This is a genomic window from Atribacterota bacterium, from assembly GCA_028717805.1.
Lineage (GTDB): Bacteria > Atribacterota > Phoenicimicrobiia > Phoenicimicrobiales > Stramentimicrobiaceae > Stramentimicrobium.
Map to the genome: position 1 here is coordinate 1 of JAQUNC010000021.1, position 23,624 is coordinate 23,624.

The window sequence follows — 23,624 nt, forward strand, 5'->3', positions numbered from 1 at the left end:
TATCATCATCATTTTATACTGTAAAAAAGAAACAGCAGGTGTAAACAGTGTAACCTATGTCCTGAATCAAAAGTGTAACCTATGTGTTGGTTAAATATCTTTGCATCTTTAACCGAAAACTAAAAACTGTAAACCAAAAACTATATAATAATGATATAATTACATTCAGATTAGTAAACCAGATATATTTGTTTGACTTGCACCTAAAAATGATCGGGGGTGGCGAGTTATGGTAACCAGGGTGATTGTCCCACAAAAGGGACTTTCCGATGAAAGCTGTCTAATACAGGAGTGGAAAAAGAAAGAGGGAGAAAGAGTAGAAAAAGGAGAAATTATCTGTGCAGTGGAAACTAATAAAGCAGTTTTCGAAATTGAATCTCCAGTGGCAGGTATTCTGTTAAGGATATTATATAAAGAAGGTAAGGAAGTACCGGTAATGGAGACTATTGCTATTATCGGGGAACTGGGAGAAGAATACCAACATCTCTTAAAAAAAGAAGAGACCAAGAAAGAAGTACCCCTAAAATCTGAGACTGTTGTTGGAAAAACCACTCTAGATCAACTGAAAGGTAAAGGTGATATTGATCAGCGTATGCACATCAAGATTTCTCCTCGAGCTCATACCTTAGCTATAACTAAGAATTTAGATATCTCTATTCTGAAAGGAAGTGGTCCGGAGGGGAGGATAATTGAGAGAGATGTGCAAGAGGTAATTCAAACAATAGGGCATCTGGCAATGACCACTTCTGAAAAGAAAATAAAAGCTGAATCATATCAGAAAATTCCTATGAAAGGAATTCGTAAAATTATTGCCGAGAGGATGTTATCTTCCATCCAGAATTCTGCTCAACTAACCTTGCATTCTTCCTTTTCAGCAGAAAGGGTACTGGAATATCGCGCTCAATTAAAAGAAACAAAAGAGACATTATCCTATCCAGATATCAATATTAATCATCTTATTATGTTTGGAATTATTAAAGCATTGAAGAATAATCCTGCTATAAATAGTTATGCTCAGGAAAGGATGATAACCCAGTTTAAAGAAGTTCATCTGGGCTTTGCTGTAGATACTGCTGAAGGATTGAAAGTACCCGTTCTTCATCAGGCAGAGCAATATTCTCTGTTGCAATTTGCTCGGAAAGTACAGCAATTGACCCAGCAATGTATAGATAGAAATATTCAACCTGAAGACCTGGAAGGAGGCACATTTACAATTACTAATTTAGGAAATCTGGGAGTCGAGTACTTTACTCCGATTCTTAACGCCCCACAGACAGGAATTATTGGTATCGGCTGTCCCCAACTACGACCAATTAAGAAAACCAATGTTATTGAATTTTCACCTTATATTGGTCTTTCTCTTACCTTTGACCATAGAGTTATTGATGGAGCACCTGCTGCCCGTTTCTTGCAACAGGTTATTGCTATTTTAGAAAATTTTTCCTATCAACCTGATGAGAAACCATAATTAAAAAAATTATTATGCCATGTTTTTCTTTACTGAGATTGCTACAGGAAGGAGTGATGTAAATGCCCAAATCATTATTTGTTGATCCTAAAGAAGTCCGGAAAAAAGGTTATATTCATATCGATAGTATTCCCCTTAATCAATATCAACCAGATATTAAGAAAGAGTTAAGTCTTTATGGAGAATCAACATTGAAGCAAATATATTACGATATGCTGATTATTCGCGAGTTTGAAACTATGCTGGATAATATTAAAACTAAAGGTTCCTACCAGGAAATATATTATAAACATGCAGGACCAGCCCATCTTTCTTTAGGACAGGAATCGGCAACAGTAGGAATGTGTCTTAACTTAGAACCTGATGATTACATCTTTGGTTCTCACCGTAGCCATGGAGAGATTCTGGCTAAGTGTTTTACTGCTGCAAGAAAGTTAGAGGAAAAAGAGTTATGGCAAGTTATGCAAGACTATCTGGATGGTTCCTGTTTAAGAGTAGTGGAAAAACACCATCAGGGTGAATTTTCAGATCTGGTAGAGGATTTTATTCTGTATGGAGTGTTAGCAGAAATATTTGGATGTAAAGATGGTTTTAACAGGGGAATGGGAGGTTCCATGCATGCCTTTTTTGCCCCATTTGGCAGTATGCCCAATAATGCTATTGTAGGTGGTTCAGCGGATATCAGTGTAGGGGCAGCTTTTTTTAAGAGAATTAACCGAAAACCAGGAATAGTCATAAGCTGTATAGGTGATGGTGCTATGGGTTGTGGACCAGTATGGGAGGCAATTTCTATTGCTGCTATGGAACAATTTCATACTCTGTGGGATAAAAAAATCGGAGGAGCTCCTCCCATATTATTTAATTTTTTTAACAATTTTTATGGCATGGGTGGACAAACCTCCGGTGAAACTATGGGCTTTCAGTATCTGGCACGAGTGGGAGCAGGAGTGAACCCCCAAAATATACATAGTGAGAGAGTAGATGGATACAATCCTTTAGCAGTCGCTGATACCATTAAACGCAAAAAAAAGTTATTATTAGCCGGAGAAGGACCTGTATTATTGGATACTATTACTTATCGCTTTTCCGGTCATTCTCCCTCTGATCCTTCTACCTACCGGTCTAGAGAAGAAATCGAAAGCTGGCAGGCAGTAGATGGTTTGGAAGGTTATCGGAAATATCTGCAAGAACATGGCTTCTTAAATGATGCGGAATGCCAGAAAATAAAGGAAAGGGTAAGAAAAAAGATAAAACATATTACTCAATTAGCTTCTTCTGAGGAAATATCACCCAGACCGAACGGCAACTTGATTGAGATGTTTATGTTTTCCAACCAACTGATGGATAAAATGGATGATCGGGAACCTGAGTTATTAATACCAGAGAATAAAAATTCACGCGTACAGTCTATAGCCCAGAAAGAGCGTTATTATCTTGATGAGAAGGGAAAAGAGGTACCCAGAATGCGCCAGTTTACCTATCGGGATGCTCTCTTTGAAGCTATGCTATTTCGTTTTTCTCAGGATCCTACAATGGTTGCCTATGGAGAAGAAAACAGGGAATGGGGTGGAGCATTTGGTGTGTATCGCGGATTAAGCGAATCGCTTCCTTATCATCGCTTGTTTAATACCTCAATTTCAGAAGGAGCAATTGTTGGTTCTGGTGCTGGTTATGCTTTAAGCGGAGGACGGGCAGTAGTGGAATTGATGTACTGTGATTTTATGGGTAGAGCAGGTGATGAAATTTTTAACCAAATTTCCAAATGGCAGGCTATGTCCGCTGCTGTGTTGAAGATGCCACTAGTAGTTCGGGTTTCGGTAGGTAATAAATATGGTGCGCAACATTCTCAAGATTGGACTTCTTTAGTTGCTCATATCCCGGGTTTAAAGGTAATGTTTCCAGCAACTCCCTATGATGCCAAAGGTATGTTAAATCTGGCTTTAAGAGGAACCGATCCGGTTATCTTTTTTGAGAGTCAAAGGTTATATGACATTGGAGAACAATTTGTCAAAGAGGGAGTTCCTATCGGTTATTATGAAATCAACGAAGGTGAGCCCATAGTTAGAAGAGAAGGAAAAGATGTGACCATAATTACCATTGGTGCTACCCTGTATCGTGCTTTAGAAGCAGCGCAGTTGTTAGAAGAAAAGTATCATCTTTCTGCTGAAGTTATAGATTTGAGATTCATTAATCCCCTTGATTACCAGCAATTGATTAATTCTGCTCAAAAGACCGGAAAAGTATTATTAGCTTCAGATGCCTGTGAAAGAGGGTCTTTTCTCCATACAGTGGCATCTAATCTCCATCAACTGTTATTTGATCTTCTGGATGGACCTATTGTGGTATTGGGTTCCAGGAACTGGATTACTCCCCCTGCTGAGCTGGAAGAGGTATTCTTTCCTCAGAAGGAGTGGATTATCGATGCCATCCATGAACGAATATGTCCACTTCCAGGACACGAAGTTTCCACCAAGCAGAGTATTAAAGAGATTATTCGGAGAAATAAGCAAGGTGTATAAATTTTTACCACTTCTGAAAATATTTTACACCACAATATTAAATTAAGAACTAATCAAAGTCAGGTTATATGGATATTTTGATTTATCTCACAGAAAAATTAAATAGTACAACTAAAGCAGAACGCTTGCAGGCAATTACCGAGATAGGAAAGATGATAAAAAAGGGGAAAATAATTAGAAAGAAAAGCGAAGAGGTTAACAATCATGTTCATACCATTTATTCTTTTAGTCCTTATTCTCCTTCCTGCGCCGCTTTTCAAGCCTGGAAAGCTGGACTTCAAACTATTGGTATTATGGATCATGATTCTATCGCAGGATGTGAAGAATTATTGTTCGCCTGCAAAAGTATAGGAATATCTTCTACAGTAGGTTTTGAAATAAGGGTAAATTTTAATCAGACCAAAGTACAAGGAAGGCAAATAAATAGTCCTGATTCTAAAAATATTGCCTATATTGCCATACATGGTATAGCACAGAGCCAGTTTACCAGAACAAAAGAATTTCTTAAATCCATCAATGAAAGACGTAATGCCAGAAATTATTTAATGGTAGACAGAATGAATCGATTATTATTTGATTTTGGTATTGAAAAAATTGATTATTACCAGAATGTTTTCCCTCTATCTAAGGCTGATGAGGGAGGCAGTATTACCGAGAGACATCTTCTTCTTGCTCTGGCCAAAAAGTTAGTTCAGCAAATCGGGAAAGGTAAAAAATTGATTAGTTTTTTGCAAGGAAAATTAAAAATTATCATTCCAGAAAAAATCAAATTATACTTAATTGAATCCAATAATCCCCACTATCTTTATGATTTATTAGGAATTTTAAAGAGTTCATTCATGGAAAATATTTATATAGAACCTGACTATCAGGAGTGTATTTCAGTTTATGAAGCAATAAATTTTGCTAATTCTATCTATGGTATTCCAGCCTATGCCTATTTAGGTGATGTATTAGAATCTCCTACTGGCGATAAGAAGAGCCAGAAATTTGAAGATGATTATTTAGAAGAATTATTTACTGAGATAAAAAGTGTTGATTTTAAAGCAGTAACCTATATGCCACCTCGCAATACCATCCAGCAATTAAAAAAAGTACAGCAGCTCTGTCAGGAATATAATTTGATGGAGATAAGTGGAGTGGATATCAATCAGCCCAGACAAAGTTTTAATTGCCCTGAAATACTAAAACCACCATTTCAACATTTAATTGATATGACCTGGGCTTTAATTGCTCATGAGAAATTAGCAAATTACAATCTACGCTACGCTCTTTTTAATGAGCAGAATCCTTTGGGAAACCATTCCTTAAGATATAAACTAAAAGTTTATGGTGCTATTGGCCGACAAATTGATCCCTATAATCCAGAGAAGGTAGCTCATTTATTACCGGAAGGATAAATTATTCTCTGGTTAATCTTTACCACCGGGAGGATTTTATGAAAAATTCATTTCTAAATATGCTTATTCCTCTGATTAGAGGTCTTAGTTTTGATGGTGAAAAGGGTAGGTATATCAAGTATGAGAAGAATCCGGGAAAAATTTTACAGCTCAAGCACAAAATTCATGAACTTTCCAGAACTGGAAAATTGTTAAACCCACCTCTTACTATTGAACTTTTCATTGATGAAGAGTCCTTCTTAGAAAAGAAAGATGATATCATAAAAAGACTTTCTCAGGATTATCAGCAATATCTGAAGGGACATAAATATCATCCCCATATTATTGTATTAGATAGTGATATGATTTTATTTTCAGGTTCTACGTATCAAGAATGTCTGGATACACAGAAAGAGCCTTTAACTGAACTAATAAATGTGCCTGTTCCTCAGAAAAGTATCGCTAAACTGGAATATGAGATTACCAGCAGTGTAAAAGGAAAGATCATTGTAGTTACCGGAGGTGCCCAGGGAATTGGCGCCTGTTTGGTCAGAAACCTGGTTAAAATGGGTGCCTTCTTATTTGTAGCTGATATTAATAGGGAGGGTGCTGCAAAATTGGTGGAGGAATTGAATTATCTTTATAATAAAAAGTGTGCTTTCGCAGTAAGCGTTGATGTGACCAATGAGCAATCAGTACAGGAAATGACCGAGGAGATTGTTAGAAATACAGGTGGAATAGATGTATTTATTAATAATGCAGGTGTACTGAAAGCTGAAAGTGTTAAGGAAATGAATTTTCAGGATTTTGAGTTTGTCAATAAGGTAAATTACTTTGGTTACTTTTTATGTACCAAATATGCCTCCCGGGTAATGGCTTGGCAGAACAAGGGTCACCCTGATTATATAACTGATATTATTCAAATTAATTCCAAATCTGGATTAGAAGGTTCCTATAAGAATTGTGCTTATGCTGGAAGCAAGTTTGCCGGTATAGGATTAACACAAAGCTTTGCTAAGGAATTATTAGAAGATAATATTAAGGTAAATGCAATATGTCCCGGTAATTTTTTCGAAGGTCCTCTCTGGTCTGATCCCCAAAATGGTCTTTTTGTACAATATCTAAAAAGTGGCAAAGTACCAAGGGCTCGTAATATTGATGATGTTAGGCGATTCTATGAATCAAAAATACCTCTGGGCAGGGGTTGTAGTTGTGAAGATATTGTAAAAGCAGTATTGTATGTTATCGGACAGAAGTATGAAACGGGTCAGGCGATACCTGTTGCTGGTGGGCAGGTCTTATTAAGATAATCAATGATATAAATGGAATAGGGTAATACGATGAAAACAAAAGCAGTTCGAATTTACGGAAAAAATGATTTACGGCTGGAAGAGTTTGAGTTACCTCCTAGGCAGGATGATGAAATATTAGCTCATGTTATTTCAGATAGTTTATGTCTTTCATCTTATAAAGCAGCTATTCAGGGTGAAAAACACAAGCGGGTGCCAGAGAATGTTCGTGAGAATCCTACCATTATTGGACATGAGTTTTGTGGTGAAATTATTGAAGTAGGGAAAAAATGGCAGCATGAATTTCATAGCGGAGAGAAATTTGCTATTCAACCGGCTTTAAATTATCAAGGAACGCTTGATGCTCCTGGCTATTCTTTCCCTTATATTGGCGGTGATGCCACCTATATAATTATCCCCAATCAGGTAATGGAAATGAATTGTTTACTTCATTATAAAGGTGAAGCTTTTTATAGTGGTTCTTTAGCAGAACCAATGTCCTGTATTATTGGTGCCTTTCATACCAGTTTTCATACTACTCCAGGAGAATATATTCATTATATGGGAATAAAAGAAAAAGGGAATATGATGATTATAGGAGGAGCTGGACCGATGGGTTTAGGTATGATTGATTATGCACTGCATCGGAAAAAGAGGCCAGGATTACTGGTAATAACAGATGTTGACGACCAACGATTGTCTAGAGCAGGAAAGATATTTTCTGTTTCTGAAGCTGAAAAAATGGGAGTTAAACTTATCTATCTTAATCCTCTAAAAGAAAAAGATATAAGCAAATCATTACTTTGCATAAGCGGAGGGAGAGGGTATGATGACATATTCATTATGGCGCCCATAAGGGAAGTTGTTGAGTTAGGGGATTCCTTATTAGCCAGGGATGGATGTTTAAATTTTTTTGCCGGTCCCACAGATACCCATTTTAATGCAACTGTGAATCTTTATAATATTCATTATTTATCCACCCATCTGGTGGGAAGCAGTGGCGGAAATATGGAGAATATGATTGAAGCACTGGAAATGATGGGAAAAAATGTTATTAATCCTGCTGCTATGGTTACTCACATAGGTGGATTAAACTGTGTTGTTGAAACCACTCTTAATTTACCCACGATTCCTGGAGGAAAGAAATTAGTATACACCAATATTAAAATGAATCTTACTGCCCTTTCCGAAATACCGCAAAAAGCAAAGGAAGAACCTGTAATGAGAGGACTGGCTAATATTTTGTCAGCAACTAATGGGTTATGGTCACCACAGGCAGAAAAGTATTTGCTTGCCAATGCTCAACCAATTTAAAAGCTATATATAGATTTGTGAAGAGGAAAAAGAACAATGAAAGTTTTATCATTTGGTGAATTATTATGGGATATCATTGCAGGAAAGGCGTATATAGGTGGTGCACCATTCAATTTAGCCTGCCATTTAGCCGGAATGGGTGTTAAGTCAACATTTATTTCTGCGGTAGGAAGAGATAAATTAGGCAGGGAAGCCTTAAGAATTGCCAAAAAGTATGGACTTGATACTCAGTATATTACCACTAATCTGGATTTGCCAACCGGGAAGGTTGAGGTGTATGTAGACCAGCAGGGATACCCAAAATATAACATACACAAAGGGGTAGCATGGGATCAGATTATGTTAAGAAAAGAATCTAAGGATAAATTATTAAAAGAGACCTGGGATGCCTTCTGCTTTGGTACTTTAGCTCAGCGTTCAGAAGTTAATAGAGATCTTCTTTATGAATTATTGTCAAATTTATCCTGTAGAGAGATGTTTTATGATGTCAATCTTAGACAGAACTTTTATCAGAGAGAATGGATTGAACAATCTTTACATTTTAGTACCATTTTAAAACTGAATGAAGAAGAGGCTATTAATATTTCTGAACTATTATTTGGTAAAAACCACTGTAGAGAAGATATCTTTCAGGCGTTATCTTCAAAATACAAGCTAAAAATCTTATGCCTAACCCTGGGAGAGAAGGGTTCTTTGGTCTATGAAGGAGATAATTGTTATTCTATTCCTGGTGTTAAAACAAGGGTTCAGGATACGGTGGGGGCAGGTGATAGTTACAGTGCGGCATTTTTGTTTGCTTTTTTATCAGGAGCAGGTGCTGAAAAATCAGCAATATTTGCTAATCTGGTAGGAGCATTTGTGGCTAGCCGTTCTGGAGCTGTTCCGGAATATTCTGCACAGCTAAGAAAACAGATTAGAAGTTTTGGCACCAGCAGGAAAAAATAAACGTTAAAAAATTACTTAATCCCTTGACATATTAAAAATAAGTGCTAAAATTTTTATCAATTAAAAAATATCTTTTTAAATAAACTTTTTCATTTTTAAACCTCCTAAATAAATTACCCGGCTATTGTCGGGTAATTTATTTTTACCAAAATTAACTATTAATTCCAAAATTAATTCTTAATAGGAATAAAAAATATTATTTATAAAGCTATGACCTTATAATTTCTAAGAAAATAGTAACCAGGTCTGGATCAAACTGGCTGCCTGCATTTTTCCTTACTTCTTCCAATGCTTCCTTCTGGTTTAGTGTTTTTTTGTAATTTCTACTGGATTGCATAGTATCATAAGCATCAAAAATAGCAATAATCCTGGAGAGCAAGGGAATTTCTTTTTCCTTCAAACCCACCGGGTATCCTGTGCCATCCCATCGTTCATGATGGTATAAAATTTCTTTGGCAATAGAAGAGAAATCAGGAATATTTTTGGCAATACGGTAGCCAATCTGGCAATGATTTTTTAATTTTTCCCATTCCTCATTAGTCAGAGGATCAGCTTTGAATAGAATTTCTTCGGGAATACCAATTTTACCAATATCATGTAACAAAGCCAATAAGTGAAGCCTATTTAGTTCATAATGATTTAAGCCAATTTTTTGACCCATTATAGAGGAAATATTTGCCAAACGTTGGGCGTGACTTTCTGTATGTACATCCCTTTCGGCCAGTATGGTCAGGAAAGCGTTCAGAAGGTGTTTTTCTCTGCTTTTGGCGTTGAATAGTTTATTTTGATACATTTTATGGTCAGCTTCTTTTATAATTCCTTCACAATTAATTAAGGCACCCTCTTGAGTAGCGAATCCTATAGAAATGTTAGGATTAAGATACGCTGGTTGGAAATAGTTTTGTTTGCAACTATTATTTATTCTCTGACTGAAGGCTTCCACTTCTGATATTGAGGCATTAGGAAGAATGATAGCAAATTCATCACCTCCCAAGCGTGCCAAAACATCAACTTCCCGAGAATTGCTTTTTAGTGTTTTAGCTAAATTTTTTAATAACTCATCTCCCTGGTGATGTCCAAAGGCATCATTAACTGCTTTCAATCCATTAACATCAATCATTACTACACTCAGAGGGAAAAACCTGGGATGATTCATTCTTTTTAATTCTTCTTCAAAATAAGCCCTGTTGTATAGACCAGTGAGAGTATCATGAAAACTGATATAAGTGATCTTCTCTTCACTTTGTTTTCTTACAATAGCGGTGGCAACCTGATCTGCCACTATCTCCATAAGTTTAATATCCTTTTCCGAATAACTAGCAGGATTGTAATAATTCTGGACAGTCATAGCTCCGATAACCTTGCCTTCTGTTTCCAGAGGGACACTTAACCAGCATATGTCCTTAGTAACAGCTCCCGGATCTTGAACCTTGCCTTCCAGCACTAATTCCTGAATCTGATTGTAATTTAATAGGAGAGACTGCTGATGTTCAATGAGATAGTCAGTGAGAGTATTTCTTTGGTTTATATTTTTTGCACAGAAATCGGTTTCTTTTTCATCATTATAATAGACAAAGCATAATTCATTAGTACTTTCATCTAAAAGGGCAATATAAAAATTATCAGCATTTATGACTTTTTTCAGTTCGATATGAATAATACTATAAAGTTGAACAAGAGTTATCTTAGAGTTGGCAGCCTGAGAAATATTATAGAGAACTTGCTTCAATTTCTCATTTTGTTTTTGCTCGGTAATATCTTCATAGAGTGCAATAACTCCTCGAACCTGGTCTTTAATTTTAACTTGAGATGTTGAAATTTGAACAGGAATATCTCTGCCGTCTTTTGACCTGCGGTAAGTTTCATATTTAATCAAGGTTGAGCGGGAAGCACTTCTGGTTAACTTCTTACCTTCCTTTGTTTTTTCCGGGGGATAAAAATTGATTTGATCGATATTTTTACCTATTACATCTTCCCGCTTATAACCAAATAATTCAGTAAATCTAAGATTAATATCCAATATTGTGCCTTCCTCATCCTGATAAAGGGTAGCAGGAGGATTGCTTCGGAAGAGGGAAACGAATTTTTCTTCATTTTGACGCAAGGATTCTTCCGATCTCTTTCTTTCAATGGCGGTGGCTGCCTGTTCGGAAACAAATTCCATTAAATTAATATCTTTTTCAGAATATCTATCTTGTTTATCATAAGTGACTACTGCCATGGATCCGATAATTTGATTTCCACTTTTAAGCGGTACTCCCAACCAGGAGGTTTCCTCAGTCAATGTTCCAATATCAGCAATGTTAACTTGCCCTGCTTCAGCAAACTTTAATATCTGGTCATAATTTGCCAGAAGAGATTTGCCATATTTTATATTGTAATTAGCCAGAGTTTCCAATACTTCCCGTTTATTTGCTTTTTCATCTGAGTTATCTTTTTCGTCAATAAAATAGGTAAAAATAATCTTGTCTTTTTCTTTGTTCCAGAGGGCAATATGAAAATTTTTAGCATAGATAATATTATTAAGCTCCTGATAAATAGTATCATAAAGTTCTTGCAAAGAGATATTTGAGTTAGCTGCCTTGGAAATGTTATATAAGACCTTGTTTAGCTTTTCGTTCTCATTTCTCTGGGTGATATCCTTAAAGGTTAATAAAACTCCTTGATGATTCTGCCTAGAGCTATAAATGTGAGAGGCAGAAATTTCTATTTCCACAATAGAATGGTCTTTCTTGGTTAGTATGGCATCAGAGATGCAAAACTGTTGACCGGGCTTTTCCCAAAAATCTACATAACTTTTCTGCTCATTATTTGAAAATAAAATAAAAGTATCGATTTTTTTACCTTGCATGTCTTCCAACTGGTAATCAAAAAGTTGACTGAATCTGGGATTTATTGCCAGCACCCTTCTGTTTTTATCTACAAAAAGCATAGCTTCTGGATTATATTGGAAGATTGTGCATTCCTGAATCAAACTATCTTTGGAACAAAAATATACTTTTTGTTTTTCTATTTTTTTATCTGAATGTAACAAATACTTTTTCATACTATTTAGATTTCTTATTATTTGTTTATTAATAATTATAAGTTAGATTGAGGTCATATGTAAAGGCAATATCTGGAAGTATGTTAAACATGTTATCGTTCGTGGCTCTATTCGTTTTGTTAAAAAGGTTAGAGTGTGAAAAATCAGTATTATTTGCTTGAAGTTCCGGGAATAAGGAAACGTTGCCAGATGAGGCTTTGTTTTAAATAAGCTATTATTTTTAGTTGATTATATTATAATGAAAAATATATGCTATAATCAATCAAATGTTATTAGAATTTAATTAACAGGCAATTATGCAAAAGAAAGAATAGAGAAGCTGATGTCTCATATTAATATTAACCAGGATGACCTGAACTATAAAGCATGTTCTCACTTCAGCTATGCATTGGGTACTTTAATTTATCAGAAGATTAGCTCTTCCAAAGCTAAGACCGTGGAGATAATTAAAGAAGTAATTAAGTTGATTGATAGATTGGAAAAAATAATGAGTTTTTATAATATAAACAGCCAGATAAGCCAAATAAACCAGCAAGCCGGAAAAGCATGGACTTCAGTTTCTCCAGAGTCTCTTCTGGTAATCAAAGAAGCAAAGAGATATGCTCGTCTCACTAAGGGGCTATTTGATATCACCATAGCCGTATTGGTTAATCTCTGGCAACAATATGGTAAAGTAGGACAGCTACCACCCCACCATTTAATAGAAGAGGCATTAACAAAGATAAATTATGAGGATATTCTGATAGAGGAAGAAAAGGGCAGAGTGAAGTTACAGAAAGAAAAACAGAAAATAGACCTGGGAGGAATAGCAAAGGGTTATATAGCCAATTGTGTGATAGAACTTTATCGGGAAAATCGTCTTCATTCCGCAATAGTTAATCTAGGAGGTAACGTAGCTGTACTTGGCAAACGAGAAGATGGTAAATTATGGCAGGTAGGAATACAAGATCCTGAACAGAAGAGAGGTAAATGTCTGGCAACTGTTGCGGTTAGTGACACTTCTGTAGTCACCTCCGGGAATTATGAGCGTTTTTATTTAGAGGGAAATCGGAAATATCATCATATTCTGAATCCATTTACTGGTTACCCGTCCAATAGTGGATTGAATAGTGTTACTATTATTTATCCCGATGCAATGCTGGCAGATGTACTATCTACTGCTATTTTTATAGCAGGACTGGAAGAAGGGATAAATTTGCTCTGTCATTATGCCGATGTAGAAGCAATTATGGTAAATAATCATAGACAAATATATTTTTCTCGCGGTATACTAAGTAAATTTCAATTAATTGAAGAAGGTTATAATTTATATCAATTTTAATAATACTATTAAGGAGTAAAAAAATGTTTGGGAGGATCAAAAATAAAATGTTAAGAATTCTCGGTTATATTGTCTTAGCAATTCTAGTAATTGGTTTAGGTGGTTTCATCTATGCCACTCAGGGTATGAGTAAATATAGGAAGATGGTAATTAATGATATAGATTTGAGTAAGTTAAAAGATGGAGTTTATCAAGGTGCATTTACCGACGGACGCTGGAAAAATGAGTTAGAAGTGACAGTGAAAGATCATACTATAACTGATATTAAAATGGTTAAAGCTTCTGATTGGTCAGGAATGAATGCTTTTAGCGAAAAGGTATTTCAACTGGTAAAAGAAAAGCAGTCACTGCAGATTGATACAGTATCCGGTGCTACCGTTAATACAAAAGCAGTTTTGAAATCTATCGAAAATGCTTTAACACCAGAAAGTCAAAGCTAATATTCAAGGGGAATTCCTCTCCTTCAATATCCCTGAATAATTTATTTAGAAAAGATGATTTAATAATATCGGAATTTCTCTGAAATTCCGATATTATTAAATATACCCATATTACTTATAGACCAGTTTGTTTTTTCCATTTATTAATATTATTAATATTAGGTAGATAAATATTATCCTTCCTTAATCCATGGTATCATTGCACGTATCTTCTCGCCCACTTTTTCAATGAGAAGATTAGACTCTTTATCCCTCATAGCGCTAAAGAATGGTCTCCCTACCTGGTTTTCCAGAAGCCATTCTCTAGCAAAAGAGCCATTCTGTATTTCCGCTAATAATTTTTTCATTTCTTTTCTGGTTTCCTCAGTAATAATACGTTTACCCGATTTTAAGTCACCATATTCTGCAGTATTACTAACATTATCACGCATGTGGGTGATTCCGCCGGCGTAGATAAGATCAACAATTAATTTTAATTCATTTAAGCATTCAAAATAGGCTACTTCAGGTTGATAACCTGCTTCTACAAGGGTATCAAAACCGGCTTGAATTAAAGCTACCACACCTCCGCATAAAACAGCCTGTTCTCCAAATAGATCAGTTTCAGTTTCTTCCTGAAAGGTGGTTTCAATAGCACCAGCACGAGTTCCGCCAATAGCCTGAGAGTAAGCCAAAGCTGTATCTTTGGCATGACCAGTAAAATCCTGATATATAGCAATCAAGTTGGGCACACCACGCCCTTCAACATACATCTTTCTGACAATGGCACCAGGTCCTTTAGGGGCAACCATTATAACATCAACATATTCAGGCGGTATAATCTGTTTAAAGTGAATATTAAATCCATGTGAAAACATCAAAGTATTTCCTTCTTTCAGATTTTCCAGAATCCTGTTTAAGCAGCAAATCTGTGGTTGGATTTCATCTGGTATTAAAATCTGTACAATATCTGCTTGTTGCACAACCTTCTCAATACTCTCTACTCTTAAGCCATCATTTTTTGCTTTTGACCATGATTTACCATTTTCTCTTAGTCCCACTACAACATTAATTCCACTGTCCTTAAGATTTAGAGCTTGACCCCTTCCCTGGCTTCCATAACCAATGATCGCTACAGTTTTATTCTGTAAATAACTCTTGTCAGCATCCTCATCATAATAAATTTTTGCCATATTACAGTTCCTCCTTATAATTTTTATTATTAATTGATAACCATTAATTTAAGATTCTTTGTGCTCCTCTGGAAAGAGAGATTTTACCAGTACGGGCAATTTCTAAAATACCGAAAGATTCCAGTAATTTTAATTTGGCATTTATTTTTTCCTGTGTTCCAGTTATTTCAATAGTGAGAGCCTGTTTCTCAATATCTACAATATGTCCCCGGAAAGTATCGACCAGTTGCATGATTTCAGTTCTCTGATCAACCGATTTGGTACTTACTTTAATTAAGGCTAATTCTCTCTCTACTGAAATATCCCTGGGAAGATCCCTTACTCTTATTACATCAACCAATTTATTGAGCTGCTTGGTAATTTGCTCCAGAATATGCTCATCTCCTTCTGTTACAATGGTAATTCTAGTGATGCCTTTCTTTTCTGAATGCCCTGCTGCAATACTATCTATATTAAATCTTCTGCGATTAAAGAGACTGGAAACACGTGCCAATACTCCGGGATGATCTTTAACTAGAATAGCAATAGTATGTTTCATGATTCATTCACTCCTAACATTTTATTAATTGATTCACCGGGTGCCACCATAGGCAATACATTTTCTTCGGATGGAATGAGGCAATCTATTAAGAAAAAGGTTCTTTCGGACAATGCTTGAGCCAGAGCAGTGTTGAAATCTTCAGTCCTGGAAACCCTTACTCCCTTTCCACCATAAACCTGAACAACCTGAGCAAAGTTAGGACTACCTTCCAGGCTAGTTGCGGAATATCTTTTTCCGAAGAATAATTCCTGCCATTGGCGGACCATACCCAGATAACCATTATTCATAATCAAAACTACAATGGGTATTTTATTATAAATGGCAGTAGCTAATTCCTGGATATTCATCTGAAATCCGCCATCTCCCGCTATGCAAAAGACTCTTTTCTCTGGACACCCGATTTGAGCACCTATAGCTGCTGGTAGACCAAATCCCATTGTTCCCAATCCTCCTGAGGTGATGAAGCTTCGAGGGTAGCTGAATTTATAATATTGAGCAACCCACATCTGGTGTTGACCAACATCAGTGACAATAACAGAATTCTCTTTGGTTGATTCATATAGTTTTTCAATGATATATTGGGGCCTTAACTGATCATCATGGTGGTATTGCAAAGGATACTTTTGTTTTAAATGAGCTATTCTATTTACCCAATCTTTTTCCGGTTTGGATTCTGTAAATTGTATTAGTTTAGTCAAAACATATTTCAGGTCTCCCACAATAGGAATATCTACTCTAACATTTTTACTGATTTCAGCTGGATCGATATCTACATGAATAAATTTGGCATCAGGACAGAAATCTTTAGCACTCCCGATTACCCGGTCATCAAAACGAGTTCCCAGGGCTATAACTAAATCTGCTTCACTCATGGCAGTGTTAGCATAATATGTACCATGCATTCCCAGCATTCCCAGCGCTAAGCAGTGTTCTTCGGGAAAACTTCCTAATCCCATCAGAGTAGTAGTGATAGGAATATTTGTTTTTTGAACAAAATCTTGTAGTTCTTGGGCAGCATTGGAGTTGATTATTCCTCCACCAGCATAAATAATTGGTCTTTTCGCTTTCTGAATAGCCAGAGTCGCTTTTTTAATTTGATTTAAATTTCCTTTTAATGTAGGCCGGTAACCAGTGCATTTATCCTTTTCCGGATAAGAAAAATCTGTTTGGACAAGCTGAACATCTTTGGGTAAGTCAATTAAAATTGGTCCTGGTCTCCCATTTTTTGCCAAATAAAATGCCTCTTTGATAGTAGAAGCAAGATCTTTAATGTTCATTACTAGATAATTATGCTTGGTGATAGGTAGAGTGATACCGGTAATATCTACCTCCTGGAAAGCATCTGTACCAATAAATGGCGAAATAACCTGTCCGGTGAAAGCAACTATTGGTATAGAATCTAAATAAGCATTAGCTAGACCGGTTACCAGGTTAGTAGCTCCCGGACCAGAGGTGGCGAAGCATACTCCTACCTTACCAGTTGCTCGGGCATAACCATCAGCGGCATGTGCTGCCCCCTGTTCATGTTTGGTCAAGATATGAGTGAAGGAGGCTTTTTGGTAAATAGTGTCATAAAGAGGCATAATGGCACCTCCGGGAATCCCGAAAACCACCTCGACTTTCTCTCTTTTTAGACATTCCACAATAATTTCGGTCCCACTTAGTTTCACAACCATCCCTCCTTATTAAAGATATTTATATTTTTGTTGTTTTTAGTAATTACCATAAATCTCAATCTGTTAGAATATACAAGGGAACTACTTCCTCTTGAGAACCCCTAAAATTAAGTTCAAGTGTAATATTTATTAATTTCTTCCATATCTTGTTTTTAATATTCTTTTATAATAAATACTATTTAATCTAAGTTAGTTAAGGCGTAAAAATTTATAGGAATTATATCCCCGTCCATAAAATATAATCGAGCACATTAATTCCTTAATTTAACATAAATAGATATAGTTAAACCCCAGGGATAGTTCCTTAATTGTAAAATTTGGGACCTATCCGCTGGGGTCTTTTTTACCCACGGTGTAATACGTTTTATCCGAAACGCATTTTATGCCACTTGGTCCAGACTTTTAATAAAAACGGAACCCTAGGCATACTCCCGAAAATAAAAAAATCCTTCTTCCCATTTTAATCTTACTAATTAAAATAGGGACGAAGGATTCGTGGTACCACCCTAATTTGATAAAGAAAATAATATTTCTTTATACTACTTAATTGGCATAACGCATTAAAAATGCGACTGGATTCATTTGATGGTCAGTTTAGATAATAGAAGTGATTTTCAACAAAGTAGAACTACCAGTTCACACCATTTCCTGGCTCTCTTTAGTTCATTGCTTTGCCTAACTGTCTTCTATTTTAGGTTATATTAAATTTCTATGGATTGTACTAAAAAACCCAACATATGTCAAATAATATTTTTTCTGGTGTGAATTAAAAATTAAAAGTGAACTCTTTTTAGCTGATTTAAAGTTTAAAGGCGCACCTATATGGAGTATCAAGGGTAATATCAGCTTCATATTATTAGAGAGTAAAATCGAGCTTACTGAGGCGATATTTTAATGTATTTTTTAATAATATGGTTTGCAATAAAACGTAAGTAATTATAAAATTAATATTGAGGAGTAGAAATTGGAGCAAGAAAAATAATGGTAAATAATTAAAAAAGTAAAAATATTCTTCATTTTTAAATTCTGGTATAAATATAGGAGAGGCATTAAAATAAAATCTTTAGGAGGGGAAAATGAATAATAAAAATATCTTTAACATATACTGGTGTATTTTACTGATAATCTTTTTAGCAGGTACTCTATCCATTCAGGCGGAAGAGGTAGTCCAGGAATCCCAATATCTTGGCGAGATATCCTTATGTAAAGATGTAAAGGAAAACAATCCAATTTTCGAGACTTCATCTTTCTCAATCTGGGATGAGAAGGTAGTTTGCTGGATAAGATTTAATTATTTTTCTTTAGAAGAATTTAACATTATCTGGGAATGGGAAGACCCACAGGGTAATATTTTTCATGTGGGCGAGTTAGGGATGGAACCAGGAAATTACCAGAATTATCGTTCCTGGTACTGGATTGGTATTAGGGATCGTTATGCGGTAAACCTGCCCGGTGACTGGAAGGTAAGGATATATATAGATAATGTTTTACTAGCAGTTAAAGATTTTACTATTAGCTAAGAAGAAATATCTTTACTAAAAGTATTATTAATAAAAAAGTAAAATAAATAAGATACCTCGGCAATAAAGTACAAAAATATTACTTTTAAGCAAATATAAACAAATAGATATTTTGGTAAATAGCGGGGAATTCTCAAACTATTTTTAAAAAATAAGAGTTTCCCGCTATTTATCTAAAAAAGAGTTAATTAGATTTCTAAATAAGATTCGTCCAGTTTAGTAGCAACTGCCCTTCTTTCTGCTTCTCGATGTTCATTGATAATCTGCCATCTAATCCTATTAAACAGAGTGATTGCCAGCAGAAAAGTGAGAATATTGGCAAATGGTTGGGCATAAATAAATCCAGAAAATCCAAAAAATTTGTTCAGGATAAAAAGGGCAGGTATATAGAATAAACCCTGTCGAGCTAAGGCTAAAATCAAAGCGGGCTTTCCTTTGCCCAACGCCTGGAAGCTAACTCTTATTAAAAACTGAATTCCGGCAAAGGGTAGAGCAATGATGATGGCGCGCATAATCTGAATCCCATAGGTTACGACCTGTTGGTTATTAATAAAGATTTGAATTAGCTTTCCGGCGAAAAGATAGAAGAATATGACAAAAAAAATAGAGATACTGGTAGCCATAATACCGGCTGTTTTAATAATTTTATTGAGCCGGCTAATTTTTTGGGCGCCATAGCTATAACCAATTAAAGGTTGTGTACCTTCTGATAGTCCGATTAAAACCATAATGCACATGGAAAAAATACGATGATTAATGCCATAGGCTGCTACAATCATGTCATTGTAGCTGGCTGCCACGTAATTTCCCATCGTCTGGGCAATACTGATCATTAGAGTGTGTATGGATGCGGGAATCCCAACCCTGAAGATTTCCAGAAAAATCTCTTTTTGTAAAGAAAAATATTTCCAATGAATGGATATAATACTCTTCTTTTTTATGTAAAAACTGAAATAATACAGTAAACCGATTACTTGTCCTATCAGGGTGGCAACTGCCGCTCCTTTTACACCATATCCCAAGGTGAGGATGAAGATAGGATCGAGAATAATATTGATTCCCGTTCCGATAAACATACCAATCATGGCTACCTTTGCTGCTCCCTCTGAGCGAAGTAACTGGGTTAGCATAAATTTGGTTATCATCACGGTACTGCCCAGGAATATGATTGACAGATATTCATAAGCATATCTTTGGGTTTCCGGGGTAACTCCGATTAATCTCAGGATTGGTGATATAAAAATCAGACTTCCGACAGTAACCAATAGCGCTGCAATCAGGCAGGCATAAAAAGCAATTGCGCTGGTCTTTTTGGCCATCAGATAATCTTTTTTCCCCAACAATCTGGAGATATAAGATGCCGCTCCAAATCCGAATATGCCCGCAACTGACATCAACATCATAAAGATAGGAAAGGCTACCGAAACGGCAGCTACCTGAAAAGGGTCATTTAATTTTCCCACGAAAAAGGTATCGGTAAGATTATAGAATACCTGAACCAGCATGCCTAAAATTGTGGGAATAGACAAACTCAAAATTGCCTTTAAAGGGGGTTCATCTCTTAGTATTTTTATTCTTTTTTCATCCATTCACTTAAATCCTCACGAATATATTCTATTTTTAAAAATAAATGCTTAGTTAATATTCATATTAATTTCTTTAATAAAGAGAAAGAAAGGGCCAACTTTACGGTTCATTAAACATAAAGAAGCTATTAATGCTTTATTTTTTCCTTAATCTTGAGCAGGAAATCAGTAAGGGTATTAATTTCCTGCCGGGTAAAATCTTGCAAGAGATATGCTTCTGAGTCAGCAATATTCTTAAGACATATCCTTTTTATTTCCATTCCTCTTTCAGTAAGTTTGATGATTTTGTTTCGGGAATCATTTGGATCAGCCTCTTTGCTAATCAAATCTTTTTGCTGTAATAATCTGATTAATTTAGTCAGGGAAGATGGTTTGATTTCCAAAAATTCATGAATCATTTTTTGATTAATATTCTGCTTGCCATGTTCCCATAAATAGGCTAATACCCTAAATTGCGATATAGTAAGATTATTCTGGCTTAACTTTTCATCCATTCGCATCTTCAGATGATGACCGATTCCCATAATAAGCCTGGGAATGCTATATACTTTATTTTGTTCCATAAAAATAAATACCCAAAATATTCAAGGGATCCTTCTCTTGAATACCATGTCTTTAATATTTTGTATCATAAATCTAATTTAACACGTATTGATATCTTATATAAAAAGAATATTTAATAGTATTAAGATTTTAAAAAATTTCTATACTATTAAATATTTAGCTAGCTAAATATATTATAAGGGCGATTATTCTTTTGTCAATAAGAAAGAGCAATTTTTATAAAAATTTAAGATTTTTTTTAACTCCTTTTTAAAATTACCCTATATAATAACAGAGTAATTGAAAATATGATATTCATCTAAATTTTCAGGAAGGGAGTTCTCTATGAAGAACAAATGGTTAATAGGCGGTTATATTCTTTTTCTGGCTATAGCTATCTTTTACTGTCCAGTCCTAGCACAGGAGAAGATTGCTCTCGATATTTCTCGAATGATTGATCTGGCAATTTCCAATAACCTTAATTTTAAAAAAGCCAGCTACCAATTGGATAATGTTGAGCTGGATGCCTCTCAGTTAGAAGCAGAAAATTTATTAGCTCAATCTGGAATGCTCAACAGACAAAAAGAGTTGAATATTTTACAACAACAGAATACCTTCCAGAATCAGAAAGACGAGCTGATTATTCAGGTAGTAGATAATTATTTTCAATTAATGTTGGCAGCGAAAGATATTACACGTAAAGAGAAGAATGTCGAATTGGAAAGAGCGGTTTTATCAGAGGTAGAGGCACAGGTTACTACCGGGTACAGTATTGATCTGGACCTGTTGCAGCAGGGGAATGCCTATTATGATGCTTTATTCTCTTATGAAAAAGCAAAGCTGGATTACCAACAATTACTGATTGAAGTAAAAAATAATTTAGGCCTAACACAGGAGACCGAAATTTCAGTAAGAGCCATAGAAATACCACAGCTTCCGGAAATAGATCTGGCTACTGCACTGTCGAAGTCTCGAGAAAATAGTCTTATCCTGAAAAGTAAAGTGATTGAAGTAGAGTTAAATCGGATAAGATTGGAGAAAGCCAGAATTGATCGGGAACCTCAATTGGAAATAGTAAAACTGGAAAATAACCTGGAGATTGTCAAATTGGAAAAGTCAATATTAGAACAGGAATTAAATTTTCAGGTATTAACCCGATGGCAGAATTACCAGCAAAGCAAGAATGATATTCTGTTATGTGAGCAGAGTTTAAAGCAGATGAAGGAAAATGAATTAATCATTAATAGACAGGTACAGGCTGGTTTACGGACAGTTGATGAATTGCTCTCAGCTGACATTGGAGTTCTGGATGCCGAATATCGTTTAATCTCATCAGTCCGGCAATACTATCAAACCTATCTGGAATTACAGAGAATAATAGGTATTTTGGATGAAGGAGAGATAAAGTAATGAGATATTCACATTTAATAAGAAATAGATGTCAGGTTATTTTTATTGTTATACTATATTTACTATTGTTACTTCATTCAGGAACAAATTATGCCAGAGAAATTAGTCCAGAAGAAGCTTTGCAGTGGGGCGTTGAGTGCAATCATGATTTACAAAGCCTTCGTTATAGCATAGAAGATATAAAACGTAATCTGGAAATACTGGAAGCAGAAAAGTCTTTCCAGGTTGATTTGAATATAACTCCTATTTGGCGTTTTGGGGGAAAGAGTGATTCTTATCTTATAGAGGCAGAAGAAAATAGATTTGCTCCTGATATTGAGCTTAATTTATCAGCAAAAAAGTTATTAGCCTATGATTTGAGCCTTACCAGCCAGGTAACCTGGCAGTCGGAAAACTTAACTAACCATCTCCTGGAAGATATGGTTAATGAAGTAAATGCCAGTATCAGGTTAGATAAAAAACTTTACCCGGAGACCTGGACTGAACAGGAAAGGCAGGTTTATTCTCTGGAGAACAACCTACAGATGAAATTAGAAGAGTTAAGGTGGAAAGAAATGGAAAAACAGATTGAATTTATCCAGAAATATTTAAATATAATTCGGTTGCAGGAGCAGGTTAATATAGTTTCCAGGCAACTGGAACTGGCAGAAGAAGATTTAACCAGGGTAAGAGCGCAAATAGAATTAGGTGAGGGTGGTTATCAACAAGAAACAGAGGCAAGGATAGCCGTTGAAGAGATAAAAAATAGACACTGGAGTGCAAGCCAAGAGCTTGCACAGGCTCGGAAACAATGGTTTCTTTCGCTTAATTTACCAGAAGAGACCACAGTGAGGTTTGATGAAGATGCCGATTTTTTAAAGCCTCTTCTCAATCAAATGGAGAATTTCCCCATTACCAGTCATGCTGGTGATGGATTAGTTGAACAAGCTCTACGGGAAAATTATCAGGTCAAAAATAGTTTATTGGAAAAGGAAGCACTACTCAAAGAGTTGCAATGGACTAAAGATGCTGATAAGCTGATAATAAATCTTTCTGGTGGCTATACTTATCCTGATAGTGATTGGTTTGTTATGATTGATTTTGCAGTTAACTTAGCTGATGGAGGTGCGCAGGAGCTTAAAGTAAAACAAAAAGAAGAAGATATTAAAAGAAAAGATATAAATATAGATTATTTAATAGAAATACTAAAATTAGAAGCCGAACAATTATTAGACCAGGACCAATATAACCAGCTTGTTTTGCAAACCCAGATGATGTCCTTGGAAAAAGAACAAAATAAAGTTAAAATAATGGAACAACAATACCAACAGGGAGCTATCAGCTTAACTCAATGGGAAAATAGCTTGTTAGTACTAAAAGAAAAAGAATTAAGCGTAAAACAGTCTCTTGACCAATGGTTAGTTGATAGGCTGAAATTAGCCCAATTTATTGGCTACTTACAGAAGGGAGTTTAAA

At 35.5% G+C, this 23,624-nt stretch carries 17 protein-coding genes; 11 read left to right on the plus strand and 6 right to left on the minus strand.

Features of this window, described 5'->3' with window-relative positions:
* Nucleotides 1-229: 229 nt before the first annotated feature.
* The 6 genes from PHD84_05930 (at nucleotide 230) to PHD84_05955 (ending at nucleotide 8,914) form a co-directional block, all read left to right on the plus strand.
* On the plus strand, nucleotides 230-1,468 hold the full coding sequence (locus PHD84_05930; protein MDD5637334.1) for a dihydrolipoamide acetyltransferase family protein: 1,239 nt from the start codon (nucleotides 230-232) through the stop codon (nucleotides 1,466-1,468).
* Nucleotides 1,469-1,530: 62 nt separating this feature from the next.
* Complete coding sequence (locus PHD84_05935; GenBank protein MDD5637335.1) at nucleotides 1,531-3,987, plus strand: thiamine pyrophosphate-dependent enzyme; 2,457 nt, start codon at nucleotides 1,531-1,533, stop codon at nucleotides 3,985-3,987.
* 68 nt (nucleotides 3,988-4,055) lie between these two features.
* A complete protein-coding gene (locus PHD84_05940; protein MDD5637336.1) occupies nucleotides 4,056-5,387 on the plus strand; it encodes a PHP domain-containing protein in 1,332 nt (443 codons plus the stop codon).
* 38 nt (nucleotides 5,388-5,425) lie between these two features.
* Nucleotides 5,426-6,676, plus strand: coding sequence for an SDR family NAD(P)-dependent oxidoreductase (locus tag PHD84_05945; protein MDD5637337.1), 1,251 nt, complete (start codon nucleotides 5,426-5,428; stop codon nucleotides 6,674-6,676).
* A gap of 30 nt (nucleotides 6,677-6,706) precedes the next feature.
* A complete protein-coding gene (locus PHD84_05950) occupies nucleotides 6,707-7,969 on the plus strand; it encodes a zinc-binding dehydrogenase (protein ID MDD5637338.1) in 1,263 nt (420 codons plus the stop codon).
* Between the two features lie 36 nt (nucleotides 7,970-8,005).
* Nucleotides 8,006-8,914 (plus strand): carbohydrate kinase, encoded by a 909-nt coding sequence (locus PHD84_05955; GenBank protein MDD5637339.1) that lies wholly within the window; start codon nucleotides 8,006-8,008, stop codon nucleotides 8,912-8,914.
* Between the two features lie 208 nt (nucleotides 8,915-9,122).
* Here PHD84_05955 and PHD84_05960 read toward each other — a convergent pair whose 3' ends face one another.
* Nucleotides 9,123-11,960, minus strand: a complete 2,838-nt coding sequence (locus PHD84_05960) for a PAS domain S-box protein (GenBank protein MDD5637340.1) — start codon at nucleotides 11,958-11,960, stop codon at nucleotides 9,123-9,125.
* Nucleotides 11,961-12,282: 322 nt separating this feature from the next.
* On the opposite strand from PHD84_05960, the gene PHD84_05965 reads away from it, so the two are divergent.
* Both PHD84_05965 and PHD84_05970 read left to right on the plus strand, forming a co-directional pair.
* On the plus strand, nucleotides 12,283-13,281 hold the full coding sequence (locus PHD84_05965) for an FAD:protein FMN transferase (protein MDD5637341.1): 999 nt from the start codon (nucleotides 12,283-12,285) through the stop codon (nucleotides 13,279-13,281).
* A gap of 47 nt (nucleotides 13,282-13,328) precedes the next feature.
* Nucleotides 13,329-13,721, plus strand: coding sequence for an FMN-binding protein (locus PHD84_05970; protein ID MDD5637342.1), 393 nt, complete (start codon nucleotides 13,329-13,331; stop codon nucleotides 13,719-13,721).
* A gap of 173 nt (nucleotides 13,722-13,894) precedes the next feature.
* Here PHD84_05970 and ilvC read toward each other — a convergent pair whose 3' ends face one another.
* From ilvC to ilvB, 3 genes are read right to left on the minus strand one after another with little or no spacing between them, the layout of a single operon-like run.
* Nucleotides 13,895-14,893, minus strand: a complete 999-nt coding sequence (ilvC, locus tag PHD84_05975; protein ID MDD5637343.1) for a ketol-acid reductoisomerase — start codon at nucleotides 14,891-14,893, stop codon at nucleotides 13,895-13,897.
* A gap of 43 nt (nucleotides 14,894-14,936) precedes the next feature.
* Nucleotides 14,937-15,431, minus strand: coding sequence for an acetolactate synthase small subunit (ilvN, locus tag PHD84_05980; GenBank protein ID MDD5637344.1), 495 nt, complete (start codon nucleotides 15,429-15,431; stop codon nucleotides 14,937-14,939).
* The gene (gene ilvB / locus PHD84_05985; protein MDD5637345.1) at nucleotides 15,428-17,110 is read right to left on the minus strand and encodes a biosynthetic-type acetolactate synthase large subunit; all 1,683 of its coding nucleotides are present in this window, start codon (nucleotides 17,108-17,110) and stop codon (nucleotides 15,428-15,430) included. Before ilvB ends, ilvN begins: the two co-directional genes overlap by 4 nt.
* Nucleotides 17,111-18,186: 1,076 nt before the next feature.
* Between ilvB and PHD84_05990 the strand changes: the two genes are divergently transcribed.
* Complete coding sequence (locus PHD84_05990; GenBank protein MDD5637346.1) at nucleotides 18,187-18,630, plus strand: hypothetical protein; 444 nt, start codon at nucleotides 18,187-18,189, stop codon at nucleotides 18,628-18,630.
* A gap of 188 nt (nucleotides 18,631-18,818) precedes the next feature.
* Here PHD84_05990 and PHD84_05995 read toward each other — a convergent pair whose 3' ends face one another.
* Nucleotides 18,819-20,219: an MATE family efflux transporter gene (locus PHD84_05995; protein MDD5637347.1), complete on the minus strand. Its 1,401-nt coding sequence runs from the start codon at nucleotides 20,217-20,219 to the stop codon at nucleotides 18,819-18,821.
* Nucleotides 20,220-20,344: 125 nt separating this feature from the next.
* Nucleotides 20,345-20,779, minus strand: coding sequence for a MarR family transcriptional regulator (locus PHD84_06000; GenBank protein MDD5637348.1), 435 nt, complete (start codon nucleotides 20,777-20,779; stop codon nucleotides 20,345-20,347).
* Nucleotides 20,780-21,104: 325 nt separating this feature from the next.
* Between PHD84_06000 and PHD84_06005 the strand changes: the two genes are divergently transcribed.
* The gene (locus tag PHD84_06005; GenBank protein ID MDD5637349.1) at nucleotides 21,105-22,169 is read left to right on the plus strand and encodes a TolC family protein; all 1,065 of its coding nucleotides are present in this window, start codon (nucleotides 21,105-21,107) and stop codon (nucleotides 22,167-22,169) included.
* On the plus strand, nucleotides 22,169-23,623 hold the full coding sequence (locus tag PHD84_06010; GenBank protein MDD5637350.1) for a TolC family protein: 1,455 nt from the start codon (nucleotides 22,169-22,171) through the stop codon (nucleotides 23,621-23,623). Before PHD84_06005 ends, PHD84_06010 begins: the two co-directional genes overlap by 1 nt.
* Nucleotide 23,624: the final 1 nt, after the last annotated feature.

Bases quoted from the DNA above. Each gene is read 5' to 3' on its own strand.
- PHD84_06000 (MDD5637348.1), bottom strand. From the start codon at position 20,779: ATGGAACAAAATAAAGTATATAGCATTCCCAGGCTTATTATGGGAATC.
- PHD84_05990 (MDD5637346.1), top strand. From the start codon at position 18,187: ATGAATAATAAAAATATCTTTAACATATACTGGTGTATTTTACTGATA.
- PHD84_05945 (MDD5637337.1), top strand. From the start codon at position 5,426: ATGAAAAATTCATTTCTAAATATGCTTATTCCTCTGATTAGAGGTCTT.
- PHD84_05965 (MDD5637341.1), top strand. From the start codon at position 12,283: ATGTCTCATATTAATATTAACCAGGATGACCTGAACTATAAAGCATGT.
- ilvB (MDD5637345.1), bottom strand. From the start codon at position 17,110: ATGGTTGTGAAACTAAGTGGGACCGAAATTATTGTGGAATGTCTAAAA.
- PHD84_05960 (MDD5637340.1), bottom strand. From the start codon at position 11,960: ATGAAAAAGTATTTGTTACATTCAGATAAAAAAATAGAAAAACAAAAA.
- PHD84_06010 (MDD5637350.1), top strand. From the start codon at position 22,169: ATGAGATATTCACATTTAATAAGAAATAGATGTCAGGTTATTTTTATT.
- PHD84_06005 (MDD5637349.1), top strand. From the start codon at position 21,105: ATGAAGAACAAATGGTTAATAGGCGGTTATATTCTTTTTCTGGCTATA.
- PHD84_05950 (MDD5637338.1), top strand. From the start codon at position 6,707: ATGAAAACAAAAGCAGTTCGAATTTACGGAAAAAATGATTTACGGCTG.
- PHD84_05955 (MDD5637339.1), top strand. From the start codon at position 8,006: ATGAAAGTTTTATCATTTGGTGAATTATTATGGGATATCATTGCAGGA.
- PHD84_05935 (MDD5637335.1), top strand. From the start codon at position 1,531: ATGCCCAAATCATTATTTGTTGATCCTAAAGAAGTCCGGAAAAAAGGT.
- PHD84_05970 (MDD5637342.1), top strand. From the start codon at position 13,329: ATGTTAAGAATTCTCGGTTATATTGTCTTAGCAATTCTAGTAATTGGT.
- ilvC (MDD5637343.1), bottom strand. From the start codon at position 14,893: ATGGCAAAAATTTATTATGATGAGGATGCTGACAAGAGTTATTTACAG.
- PHD84_05940 (MDD5637336.1), top strand. From the start codon at position 4,056: ATGGATATTTTGATTTATCTCACAGAAAAATTAAATAGTACAACTAAA.
- PHD84_05995 (MDD5637347.1), bottom strand. From the start codon at position 20,219: ATGGATGAAAAAAGAATAAAAATACTAAGAGATGAACCCCCTTTAAAG.
- PHD84_05930 (MDD5637334.1), top strand. From the start codon at position 230: ATGGTAACCAGGGTGATTGTCCCACAAAAGGGACTTTCCGATGAAAGC.
- ilvN (MDD5637344.1), bottom strand. From the start codon at position 15,431: ATGAAACATACTATTGCTATTCTAGTTAAAGATCATCCCGGAGTATTG.